Annotated in this window: 10 protein-coding genes, 1 tRNA gene and 1 pseudogene; 5 read left to right on the forward strand and 7 right to left on the reverse strand. The window is 72.9% G+C overall.

Annotated elements, in window-relative coordinates; genetic code table 11:
* A partial coding sequence (locus AB0N76_RS37660; protein ID WP_363565289.1) for a heme-binding protein occupies positions 1 to 397 on the reverse strand: 397 nt, incomplete at its 3' end.
* A 130-nt stretch (positions 398 to 527) separates the two neighbouring features.
* On the opposite strand from AB0N76_RS37660, the gene AB0N76_RS37665 reads away from it, so the two are divergent.
* Positions 528 to 1,904: a histidine kinase gene (locus AB0N76_RS37665; protein WP_363565291.1), complete on the forward strand. Its 1,377-nt coding sequence runs from the start codon at positions 528 to 530 to the stop codon at positions 1,902 to 1,904.
* Positions 1,901 to 2,569 (forward strand): response regulator transcription factor, encoded by a 669-nt coding sequence (locus AB0N76_RS37670; RefSeq protein ID WP_363565293.1) that lies wholly within the window; start codon positions 1,901 to 1,903, stop codon positions 2,567 to 2,569. Before AB0N76_RS37665 ends, AB0N76_RS37670 begins: the two co-directional genes overlap by 4 nt.
* A gap of 411 nt (positions 2,570 to 2,980) precedes the next feature.
* Here the strand turns inward: AB0N76_RS37670 and AB0N76_RS37675 are convergent, their stop codons facing one another.
* Together AB0N76_RS37675 and AB0N76_RS37680 are read right to left on the reverse strand one after the other, a co-directional pair.
* Positions 2,981 to 3,505, reverse strand: a complete 525-nt coding sequence (locus tag AB0N76_RS37675; RefSeq protein WP_363565295.1) for a DUF3995 domain-containing protein — start codon at positions 3,503 to 3,505, stop codon at positions 2,981 to 2,983.
* A gap of 237 nt (positions 3,506 to 3,742) precedes the next feature.
* A tRNA-Gly gene (locus AB0N76_RS37680) sits at positions 3,743 to 3,816 on the reverse strand.
* 263 nt (positions 3,817 to 4,079) lie between these two features.
* Between AB0N76_RS37680 and AB0N76_RS37685 the strand changes: the two genes are divergently transcribed.
* Positions 4,080 to 4,316: a hypothetical protein gene (locus AB0N76_RS37685; protein ID WP_363565297.1), complete on the forward strand. Its 237-nt coding sequence runs from the start codon at positions 4,080 to 4,082 to the stop codon at positions 4,314 to 4,316.
* Between the two features lie 82 nt (positions 4,317 to 4,398).
* Positions 4,399 to 4,974 (forward strand): dCTP deaminase, encoded by a 576-nt coding sequence (gene dcd, locus AB0N76_RS37690; protein WP_363565299.1) that lies wholly within the window; start codon positions 4,399 to 4,401, stop codon positions 4,972 to 4,974.
* Between the two features lie 71 nt (positions 4,975 to 5,045).
* On the opposite strand, the gene AB0N76_RS37695 is transcribed toward dcd, so the two are convergent.
* The 4 genes and pseudogenes from AB0N76_RS37695 to AB0N76_RS37710 form a co-directional block, all read right to left on the reverse strand.
* Positions 5,046 to 5,936 carry a metal-dependent hydrolase gene (locus AB0N76_RS37695; protein WP_363565301.1) on the reverse strand — a complete coding sequence of 297 codons (891 nt, stop codon included), beginning with the start codon at positions 5,934 to 5,936 and terminating at the stop codon, positions 5,046 to 5,048.
* A gap of 107 nt (positions 5,937 to 6,043) precedes the next feature.
* Entirely contained in the window at positions 6,044 to 7,042 is a 999-nt protein-coding gene (locus AB0N76_RS37700; protein WP_363565303.1) for a Yip1 family protein, read from the reverse strand.
* Positions 7,043 to 7,209: 167 nt separating this feature from the next.
* Positions 7,210 to 8,283: pseudogene (locus AB0N76_RS37705) on the reverse strand (NDP-sugar synthase); the annotation flags it as partial.
* Between the two features lie 344 nt (positions 8,284 to 8,627).
* Positions 8,628 to 10,850 carry a (Fe-S)-binding protein gene (locus tag AB0N76_RS37710; protein WP_363565305.1) on the reverse strand — a complete coding sequence of 741 codons (2,223 nt, stop codon included), beginning with the start codon at positions 10,848 to 10,850 and terminating at the stop codon, positions 8,628 to 8,630.
* 321 nt (positions 10,851 to 11,171) lie between these two features.
* Here AB0N76_RS37710 and AB0N76_RS37715 point away from each other — a divergent pair.
* Positions 11,172 to 11,332: Hsp70 family protein (locus tag AB0N76_RS37715; RefSeq protein ID WP_363565307.1), on the forward strand; the 161-nt coding region annotated here is incomplete at its 3' end.

The raw sequence follows: 11,332 nt of genomic DNA on the forward strand, positions 1-11,332 counted from the left end.
CGAGCCGCTTCGCCAGTTCGGAGGTGGGCGCGTTCCAGGAGACCGCCGTGAAGGCCTTCCGCTCGGCCGACTCCGGCGACTGCGGGCCGGCGCCGTCGCCCTTGAGCAGCACCCGGGTGACGCCGTCCCGGTCCACGACCGCCACGGACACCCGCTGGCCGGCCTTGGCGGCCGCGTCCAGGGTGGCCTGGGCGGCCTTGGTGGCGGCCTCGATGGTCAGGCCGGTGGTCTGGGCGAGGTTCTTGTTCTGGGTGTCGGCCTTGACCGCGGCGGCGGCCACGGCCGGGGTCTCGGTGGACTCGGCGCTGGCCGAGACGGCGCCGACGGTGGCGGCGGTCAGCGCGGCGGCGGCGACGGTGCCGGTCAGCACCTTGGCGCGAACGGAGGTCTTCTTCATGGTCCGGCTCCTCGTCGGATCGGTGGTGGGAACGGGATCGATCCTCCGAGCCCGGCACCCCCCGCCACATCGGCGTTCCGTCCACCGCCCCGGGGCATGATGGACGACGGGTCCGTCGTCCGATCGGTCGATGCGCCCCCGCCCCGGACGGGTCACCATCGAGGGATCGCCGCAGCCCCGGCGGCGACCGGACAGAACGAGGAGCGGCCCCGTGCACCACCCCGGCCCCTCCGCCCCCGCCCCCGAGGCCCCCGGCACCCCCGACCCCACCGACGCCCCCGACCCCACCGAGGTCCCCGACCCGGACGCCGCCCGGCTGGCCGTCCTGCTCGACTCCGCGTTCCTGCTCCTGCTCGCCACCTCGCTCAGCCGCTTCCTCACCCACCACCCCGGCAACCCGCGGATCCCCTGGGTGCTCGGCCTGAGCATCGCCCTGGCCGTGGTCCAGCCGGTCGGCTCCTGGCTGGCCCTGCGCCGCCCGCCCGCCCCCGGGCACCGCCGCCGCCCCTGGCCGCTGGCCGTGGTGACCACGCTCTGGGTGGTCCTGGTGCTGCTCGCGCCGAGCTTCGCCTGGTGCGCCGTCCCGCTGGTCTACACCGCGCTGCGGACCCTGCCCGCCCGGGCCGCGATCCCGCTGGTCGCCGCGCTCACCCTGCTGGTGGTGGTCGGCGAGGTCCGGTTGCCGGGCGCCGTGGACGCCAATCTGATCCTGCTGCCGCCCGCCGTCGCCGCCCTGGCCACCGCCGTCTTCCTGTACATGGAGCGGCAGGCCGAGCGGCAGCGGGCGCTGATCGCCGACCTGGTCCGCACCCGCCGCGAGCTCGCCGCCACCGAACGTCGGGAGGGCACCCTGGCCGAGCGCGAACGGCTCGCGATGGAGATCCACGACACCCTCGCCCAGGGCCTCTCCAGCCAGCAGATGCTGCTCCAGGCCGCCGACCGCACCTGGGACGGCGACCCGGCGACCGCCCGCGGCCACGTCCGCACCGCCGCCGAGGTGGCGGCCCGCAACCTCGCCGAGGCGCGCCGCTTCGTCCACGACCTCGCGCCCGCCGAACTCGCCGACGGCCGCACCCTCGACCAGGCGCTCCGGGCGCTCGCCGAACGGGAGTCCGCGGAGAGCGGGCTGCCGGTCCGCTTCCACCTGGACGGCGCGCCCGTCCCGCTCCCGGCGGCCGCGCAGTCCGCGCTGCTGCGGATCGCCCAGGGTGCGCTCGCCAACGTCCGCGAGCACGCCGGGGCGTCGGCCGCCGCGCTGACCCTCTCCTTCCTCGGCGACCAGGCCGTCCTGGACATCGCCGACGACGGCCGCGGCTTCACCCCGCCCGCCGCGACCCGGTCCCCCGCCTCCCCTTCCTCCTCGCCGTCCGCCCGGGGCCACGGCCTGCCCGCGATGCGCGCCCGGCTGCGCCAGCTCGGCGGCACCCTGACGGTGGAGAGCGCCCCCGGCGAGGGCACCGTGGTCTCCGCCGCGATCCCGCTCACCCCTCCCGGAGCCGTCCGATGAACCCCGTCCCCGCCACCGTGCCCGCCACCGTCCCCGCCCCGGCCCCGGTCCGGCTGCTGGTCTGCGACGACCACGCCGTCGTCCGGGCCGGCCTGCTCGCCCTGCTGGCCAGTGCCGGCGACATCGAGGTGGTCGGCGAGGCGAGCAGCGGCGAGGAGGCCGTCGAACTGGCCGCCCGGCTCGCCCCGCAGGTGGTGCTGATGGACCTCCAGCTCGGCGACGGCATCGACGGGGTGGAGGCCACCCGGCGGATCACCGCCGCCCCGGACGCCCCGCACGTCCTGGTCCTCACCACCTACGACACCGACGCCGACATCACCCGGGCGATCGGCGCGGGCGCCACCGGCTACCTGCTGAAGGCCGAGCGGCCGGAGGAACTGTTCGCCGCCGTGCACTCGGCCGCGCGGGGCCGGACGGTGCTGTCCCCGCCGGTCGCCTCCAAGGTGATGGCCCAGATGCGCGCCCCGGCCCCGCAGCCCACCGAGCGCGAGCTGGAGATCCTCGCCCAACTCGCCCAGGGGCTCGGCAACCGGGAGATCGCCCGCGCCCTGTTCATCAGCGAGGCGACCGTCAAGACCCATCTCGGCCGGATCTACGACAAGTTGGGCGTGGACACCCGCGCGGGCGCGGTGGCCGTCGCCAAGGAACGCCGTCTGCTCCGCTGAGCGCCGCCCCGCGTCCCCTCTTCACGAATCCGACATTCCGTTCGGAATGTCGGATTCAGAACAACCCCCACCCCACACGCCCACCCCCACCCATACGCCCGCGAACGACCCATCCCCGCAGGCGTTTTCCTGCGATCCCCGCCGCACCCTTGCATCCGGCGGCCGTACCCCCGATTGTGGATGTTTCATGGATCCCCCTATTGACAAACCAACCAAGCGGTTTGTTACCGTAAAGATCAACGACGCCCCACCCAAAGGGGGCTTGCCGGGCCTGTGCGGAGAGCTCTCGCCGGAGAGTGCGCCAGGGGGGACGGCGGGAGTCCGGGGCAGTCGGGGGGAGCGGCAGCAAAGCCGCGCGTCGACGCGGCGCGGAGCGAGTCCGGGGGGACTCGCTCCGCGCCTCCCTGTTTCTCAGGACCCGGTGCAGCTGGCGCAGTGCGGGCGGCCGGCCCGCAGTCGCTGCCAGGAGGCGGCGGCGAGGGTGAGGCCCCAGAGCAGGAAGAGGCCGTACCAGAAGAGGCCCCAGGCACTCTGCGGATGGGCGTCCTGGGCGGCGAAGGCGGGGGCCGAGACCACCCGGTCGGCGGCGAGCAGGTAGCGCATCGCGAAGTAGGTGAAGCCCCACAGCGTCATCCCGACCCCGGCGATCCCCGCCGGGACGGCCAGCAGCCGGGCCGGGACGCGCCGGCCCCACGGGCGGACCAGGGCGAGCGAGAGCACCGCGCCGAACACCGCCACCGCCCCCATCACCCAGTAGCCGATCGCCGCCTCCAGGTCGCCGTGCGGAGCGGTGGCGAAGTCACCGGGGAAGGTCGCCGCGACACCGGCTCCCCACCAGAAGTGCGGCGCGGCATAGGCCAGGGCCGCCGCCGCGGCCGTGTAGCCGGCCCACCGGGTCCGCCGTCCGGTCGGCGCGATCGCGGTCATGGCCGCCATGAGGTCCTCCAGGAGTCTCGGGTTCCACGGGCGGTCCCGACGTTCCCCCCGCCCGGAAGTAAGTCTCGCCGCGCGACCCCCCGCCCCGGATCCGGCCACCGGACGATCCCCCCACTCCCCCTCCCGGGGGACCCTCCTCCCCGGCGCCGACCCGCACCCGGACGGCACCCGGACGACCCCTCGCACAACCCCCGGACAACGCGAAAGCCCCAGGCCGTTGGCCTGGGGCTCTACTGCTGGAGCGGGCGACGAGAATCGAACTCGCACTCTAAGCTTGGGAAGCTCATGTTCTACCACTAAACTACGCCCGCCTGATGAGCCGTCAGAGACCGCTCGATCTGCCCTCACTGTACCCCATTCGTGACGGCCGTTGCACAGGTGGCCGGAGGTCGTGGCGGAGCCGCGCGGGGTGGGGGCGGAGGCGTACTGTGTGGGCCGCGTGAGAGTGCCCCGGCGGGTGGGCGCGGGGCGGCGAGCCTTGGTGTGGAATGTCCGGAACTTCCCCTAATGTGACGCTGGTCCCGGGGGCTCCGCCTGTTCGGGGCGACGAGTACGGGTGAGTACTGGGGTAAGGATGGGAAGGGGATCGATGGAGCAGCGCGCCGTCGTTCGTTGTGCCGAGGGGCACCTGTTCAGCACCACCACGTTCCCGATGCAGAACCTCGGACCCGGTCGGTTGGGGCCCGGGCGGCTGATCCGCTGTCCGCAGTGCGGACGGCTGCGGAGCTCGGTGCTGGCCGACGTGCGGGAGCTGTCCGAGCCGCAACTGGCCCGGGCACTGCGGTCGGAGGCCGTGGAGTTCCTCGCCTGACGAGGGCGATCGCGGGAGAGAAGTGACAGGTGCGGCCCCGGGCGATTCGTCCGGGGCCGCGTCGTGCACGTAACCTCGAAGCGTGCTGCTCTCTGACAAGGACATCCGGACCGAGATCGACAAGGGCCGGGTCGTGATCGACCCGTTCGACCCTTCGATGATCCAGCCCTCCAGTATCGATGTGCGACTGGACCGCTTCTTCCGGGTCTTCGAGAACCACCGCTACCCGCACATCGACCCCTCCGAGGAGCAGCCGGACCTGACCCGGCTGGTCGAGCCGGAGGGCGACGAGGCGTTCATCCTGCACCCGGGCGAGTTCGTGCTGGCGTCGACCTACGAGGTCATCACGCTGCCGGAGGACGTCGCCTCGCGGCTGGAGGGCAAGTCCAGCCTGGGCCGGCTCGGGCTGCTGACGCACTCCACGGCCGGCTTCATCGACCCGGGCTTCAGCGGGCACGTCACGCTGGAGCTGTCGAACGTCGCGACGCTGCCGATCAAGCTCTACCCGGGGATGAAGATCGGGCAGCTGTGCCTGTTCCGGCTGTCCTCGCCGTCCGAGCACCCGTACGGCTCGGAGCGGTACGGCTCCCGGTACCAGGGGCAGCGCGGTCCGACGCCGTCCCGGTCCTACCTGAACTTCCACCGCACGGACGTCTGAGACGCGGCTGCGGCAGAGCGCACACGTGTGGGCGGTCACCCCTGGAGCAGGGGTGACCGCCCACCGGCGTTTCAGGCCCGCTTGGGCCGGGTGACGGCGACCAGCTCGCTGCCGTCCTCGGAGAGCCGCAGCTCGGTGCGGAGCTCGGCCAGCTCGCCCAGGTGGTGCAGGTGGGTGCCGCCGCAGAAGATCCGCGCCGCGCCCTCGGGCAGCTCGCAGTGCCACTGGCGGCGGGCGGTGAGCTCCGGGCCGGGGACGTCGATGCGCACCGGGGCGTCGGCGGCGACCCAGGCCGCCAGGCGCCGGTTGACGGCCTCGGTGAGGGCGGGGAGCGCGTCGGCGAGGGCCGGCAGCTCCTCGGTGGCCTCGGCGCTGAAGCCCTTCTTGCGGAGCGACTTGCCGAGCCGGTAGGTGTCGGTGCTGGCCTCGGTGTCCATCACCGAGGTGGCCATCGCGAGGCTGTCGAAGTCCGGGTGGCCGAAGGCGTCGGAGCGGCCCGGGTCCTTGCGCCAGCGCGGGGCGAGCGCCTCGTTGAGGGCGAGGGCGAGCAGGTGGCAGCCGCTGTGCGAGGCGCACAGGGCGGCCCGGCGCTCGGCGTCGACGGCGAGGACGGCGGTCTTGCCGACCACGGCGCCCGGGTCGCCCGCCAGGACGTGCAGGACCAGCCAGGACCACTCCTCGTCCCCGCGCCGGACCGGGATGTCGGCGCCGACCAGCGGGTCGCCGCCGTCCGGGCCGACGGCGCCGGTGAGGCAGTCGACGACGGCCAGCTCGGTGCCGTCCACGGTGAGGGTGCCGAGGTCGGCCGGCTGGTCGGGCCAGGTGTGGTCGAGCGGGTGGAACGGGGTGGCCTCGGTGACGACGGCGAACCGGCCGCCGTCCAGCGGGTGCACCGCGAGCACCGTCGACTCGCCGGTCACCGCCCCGGCCGGGAAGCTGACGTGGGTGGTGGGGAGGGTCATGCCTGGCTCCGTGCGGTCGAGGGTGGGTCGAGGGTGAGCGGGAAAGCGCGACGGGCCCCGCGAGGCGGAGCCCGTCGTCCATTGTCCCCCGCGGGGCGCGGCCCTGGTCAGCCCAGGGTCGGCAGCTTGATCAGCACCAGCAGGGCCAGCAGCTGCAGCGCGGCCGCGCCGGCGGCCTTGCCCCAGGGCAGGTCGTGCAGCCGGCGGACCATGCTGGTCAGCAGGACGGCGCAGAGCACCCAGGTGGCCCAGCCGACCGCCTGGACCACCAGGTTGTCGGCGGGCAGCACCAGCGCCAGCAGCAGCCGCGGCGCGTCGGTGGTCCAGCCGATCAGCACGGCGAGGCCGACCGTGGACTGCCAGGGGCCGTCGCCGCCGAACTGCCGGGCCAGCGCGTACGTCACCGCGCCCAGCATGCCGCCGGCCAGGGTGAAGCCGATCGCGGCCGCGAGCATCGCGGTGAGCGCCACGGTGAAGGTGGAGTTGACCACGTCGTCGCGGGTCAGGCCGATGCCGAGGACGGCGAGGGCGCCGTACGCCAGCGAGACCGTGACGGCGGGGAGCCAGACCTGGTGGTCGCGGGTGCGGTCGAAGATCGCGGTGGGGGTGCGGAACAGGCCGACGAGCAGCTCGCGCCAGGTCGGGCGCGGCCCGGTGGCCTGCGGCGCGGACTGGCCGCCCGCGCGGTAGACGGCGACGTTGTCCTCGCCGTACGGCTGCTGGGGCTGCTGCGGCGGGTGGCCCGCGCCGTACGGCTGCCCCTGCTCGTCGTAGTAGGAGGGCTGCCCGGTGTACGGCTCGCCCGCGTAGGGGTCGGCGCCGGCCGGGAAGGCCCGGGTGTGGCCGGGTTGGTCGGCCGCGTACGGGTCCTGCGGGGCGTACGGCCCCGGCTGGGCGTACGGGTCCTGCGGACCCGGGTGCCCGTACGGCCCCTGGGGACCGTGCCCCTGCGGGCCGTACCCCCCGGGCCCCTGCTGCGGGCCGGTGAAGTACTCCGGCCCGTCCGTCGGCCCGTGCCCCCCGGGCGCCGCCTGCTGCTGCGGGGGCGCCGACCACCCGCCACGGGGGTCGGCGCCCTGACCGCTGTCGTATCGATTGCCAGCCACGCTCAGAAGGTACCCGTCCGACCGGTCCCGTGGCGGGCGGGCACCGGACCGGGTCCGGTTTGCAGCGAGCCTGTTACCGCGCTCGCGACCGCCTACCGCCGCGCGCCGACCTTCGGCCCGTGCACCGCCGCCGCCGCGCTGGTGCCGGCCGGGCAGCCGCCCGGGCCGGCCGAGGTGCGGACCGCGCCGACCGGCAGCAGCGTGCCGCAGGCGACCCGGATGCCGGTCGGCAGCTCGTTGTCGGACTCGACGATCGCGCCGTCCCCGATCACCGCGCCGTCCAGCGCGGTCCGGTCGCCGATGGTGGCGAAGGCGCCCACGATCGAGTCCTTGACCAGGGTGTCCGGGCCGATCACCGCGCCGGGCAGGATCACGCTGCCCTCGACGATCGCGCCGGCCTCGACCACCGCGCCCTCGGAGACCACGGTGCCGCCGCTGAGCACCGCGCCGTGCCGGACGGTCGAGCCGGGCAGCAGCAGGGCGTCGCCGGTCGGGCCGGGGACGGCGGGCGAGTCGACCTTGCCGAGCACCAGGTCGGCCGAGCCGCGGACGAAGGCGGCCGGGGTGCCGAGGTCCAGCCAGTACGAGGTGTCCACGACGCCGCGCAGCAGCGCGCCGGTGGCCAGCAGCTCGGGGAAGGTCTCGCGCTCGACCGAGACCTCGCGGCCGGTCGGGATGCGGTCGATGACCGAGCGGGTGAAGACGTAGCAGCCGGCGTTGATCTGGTCGGTGACGATCTGCTCCGGCGTCTCCGGCTTCTCCAGGAACTCCAGCACCCGGCCGTGCTCGTCGGTCGGGACGAGGCCGAAGGCGCGCGGGTCCTCGACCCGGGTGAGGTGCAGGGTGACATCGGCCCCGGCGGCCACGTGGCCGTCGCGCAGGGCGGCGATGTCGACGCCGGAGAGGATGTCGCCGTTGAAGACCAGGACCGGCTCGTCGGGGCCGCAGGTGAGCCCGGTGGCCGCGTTCCGGATGGCGCCGCCGGTGCCGAGCGGCTCGCGCTCGGTCAGGTAGACCAGCTCGATGCCGTACGGGGTGCCGTCCTGGAAGTGGTCCTCGAAGACCTCGGCGAGGTAGGAGGTGGCGAGCACCACGCGGGTGACCCCGGCCGCCGCCGCGCGGGCGAGCTGGTGGGCGATGAACGGGACGCCTGCCACGGGCAGCATGGGCTTGGGGGTGTGGGTGGTCAGCGGACGCAGTCGCGTGCCCTTACCACCGACCAGCATGATCGCCTCGGTCATGGTCTGCGCTGTTCCCCTTGTGGTCTCTGCGGCCCGGCCCGGCGGGCCGATACCTCCGTCGGTGGTCTGAATGGCGTTCCGGGGTCCGGAACGGAGCGACCGGCTCGGGGCCGGTCAGGCGCCTACTGTATTTCCTTCCGACCGGGACGCCGTCCTGCGGTCCGGCGGTCGGTACCCCGGTGGGCGGCGGCGGATCCGCCGCCACGCCCGGGCGTGGCACCCGAAAAGCCCGGCCCGGCGGGCGCCGGTGGCACCCCCCGGGCCGGGCGGTTGTTGCAGAACTGTCGAACAACTGGGGTCCGGCACGGCCCAGTTCGGACCGCGCCGGCGCCAGGGCCCGGCCGTCAGGCGTCGACGGTGGCCGGCTCCTCGGTCTCGGCCGGCGGGACCGCCTTGACCGAGTCGAGCAGCAGCTGGGCCACGTCGACGACCTTCAGGTGCTCCTTGGCCGCGCCCTCGTTCTTCTTGCCGTTGACCGAGTCGGAGAGCATCACCAGGCAGAACGGGCAGGCGGTGGAGACGATGTCCGGGTTGAGGGACAGCGCCTCGTCCACGCGCTCGGTGTTGATCCGCTTGCCGATCCGCTCCTCCATCCACATCCGCGCGCCGCCGGCGCCGCAGCAGAAGCCGCGCTCCTTGTGGCGGTGCATCTCCTGCTGGCGCAGACCGGGGACCTTGTCCATGATCTCGCGCGGCGGGCTGTAGACCTTGTTGTGGCGGCCCAGGTAGCAGGGGTCGTGGTAGGTGATGAGGCCCTCGACCGGGTTCACCGGGATCAGCTTGCCCTCGTCGATGAGGTGCTGCAGCAGCTGGGTGTGGTGGATGACCTCGAAGTGGCCGCCGAGCTGCGGGTACTCGTTGGCGATGGTGTTGAAGCAGTGCGGGCAGGTGGCCACGATCCGCTTGACCGGGGCGTCCTCCAGCGCGGCGTTCAGGGTCTCGACGTTCTGCGCGCCGAGCATCTGGAAGAGGAACTCGTTGCCCAGGCGGCGGGCGGAGTCACCGGTGCAGGACTCCTCCTTGCCGAGGATGGCGAACTGCACGCCGGCGGTGTGCAGCAGCTCCGCGAAGGCCTTGGTGGTCTTCTTGGCGCGGTCCTCCAGGGCGCCGGCGCAGCCGACCCAGTAGAGGTACTCGACCTCGGCGGGGTCGATGTCCTCGCCGATCACCGGCACCTCGATGCCGGTCTCCTTCTTGAGCTCCTTGACCCAGTCCAGGCGCGCCTTGGTGGCCATGCCCCACGGGTTGCCCTTGTTCTCCAGGTTCTTGAGCATCGTCCCGGCCTCGGTCGGGAAGGACGACTCGATCATCACCTGGTAGCGGCGCATGTCGACGATGTGGTCGATGTGCTCGATGTCCACCGGGCACTGCTCGACGCAGGCGCCGCAGGTGGTGCAGGACCACAGCACGTCCGGGTCGATGACGCCGTTCTCCTCGGCGGTGCCGATCAGCGGGCGCTCGGCCTCGGCCAGGGCGGCCGCCGGGACGTCCTTGAGCTGCTCGGCGGTGGCCTTCTCCTCGCCCTCCATGTCCTTGCCGCCGCCGGCCAGCAGGTACGGCGCCTTGCCGTAGGCGTGCTCGCGCAGGCTCATGATCAGCAGCTTGGGCGAGAGCGGCTTGCCGGTGTTCCAGGCGGGGCACTGCGACTGGCAGCGGCCGCACTCGGTGCAGGTGGAGAAGTCGAGGATGCCCTTCCAGGAGAAGTGCTCGACCTGGGAGACGCCGAAGACGGCGTCGTCGGCCGGGTCCTCGAAGTCGATCGGCTTGCCGCCGCTGGTCATCGGACGGAGCTCGCCGAGCGCGGTGGAGCCGTCCTCCTCGCGCTTGAAGTAGATGTTGAAGAAGCCGAGGAAGCGGTGCCAGGCGACACCCATCGAGGGGTTGAGGCCGATGGTGGTCGCCCACGCGAAGGAGATGCAGATCTTCAGCATCGCGAAGAGGTAGACCAGGTTCTCCAGCGTGCCGGGCTCCAGGCCGCGCAGCGCCGCGACCAGCGGGTACGAGACCAGGTGCTCGGGCCCGTAGGAATCGACGCCGGCCAGGGCGCCCTCCAGGGCGCGCAGCATGGTGATGCACAGGCCGATGCCGAGGATCGTGTACTCGACGTAGAAGGCCTGCCAGGCGATCGAGCCGGCGAAGCGCGACTTGCGGCCGGACTTCGAGGGCAGGCTGAGCAGCCGGACCACCATCAGGGTCAGGATGCCCAGGGTGGTCAGCGTGCCGAGCAGCTCGACGAAGAGCTGCCAGAGCATCCAGTGCCCGATGATCGGCAGCGCGAACTCCGGGTCGAAGAGCTGACCGAAGGCGTTCACGATGGTGAGGACGAGGCTGAAGAAGCCGACCGCGACGAACCAGTGCGCGACGCCCACAACGCCCCACTGGTTCATCCTGGTGTGGCCGACGAACTCGACCGCCAGGGTCTTCGCCCGTTGCGCGGGCTGCCCGAACCGGGCGGGGTCCGGCTGGCCGGTGCGCACCACCTTGTAGATGTACAGCGCCGCACGAGCGGCGAGCGCGGTGCCGACCACGAACGTGACCAGCGAGATGACGATCGCTGCTAGCTGCATCGGCTCTCCGTCTCCTGCGGCTTTCCTGCTTGCTGGGTGCTTGCTGGGGGTGAAGGGCCCCCGGGGGATTGTACTCGTCGGTAACTTCCAGGGCCGACGGCCCGGACATTACCGCTCGTTAACACTTCTCCTGAAGATGCTCAAGGTATGGCGGCAGTCACGTAAGTGCACCCCCGGGGCCCCCTGCGGCACCCCCGGAACGACCCTCGGATTGTCAGCTCAGCAAACTTGAGCACCTTGGACTCATAGCTGTTGACTCCCCCGCTCGCTTCGTGCATCCTTGAGCCCGTATAGCTCAACTCTTTCGTGGAGGTACCTTCGATGGCACGCGCGGTCGGCATCGACCTCGGTACGACGAACTCGGTCGTCAGCGTTCTGGAGGGCGGTGAGCCCACCGTCATCACCAACGCCGAGGGCGCGCGAACCACGCCGTCCGTCGTCGCCTTCGCGAAGAACGGCGAGGTGCTCGTCGGCGAGGTGGC

It is taken from the genome of Kitasatospora sp. NPDC093806, assembly GCF_040683335.1.
Taxonomy (GTDB): domain Bacteria; phylum Actinomycetota; class Actinomycetes; order Streptomycetales; family Streptomycetaceae; genus Kitasatospora.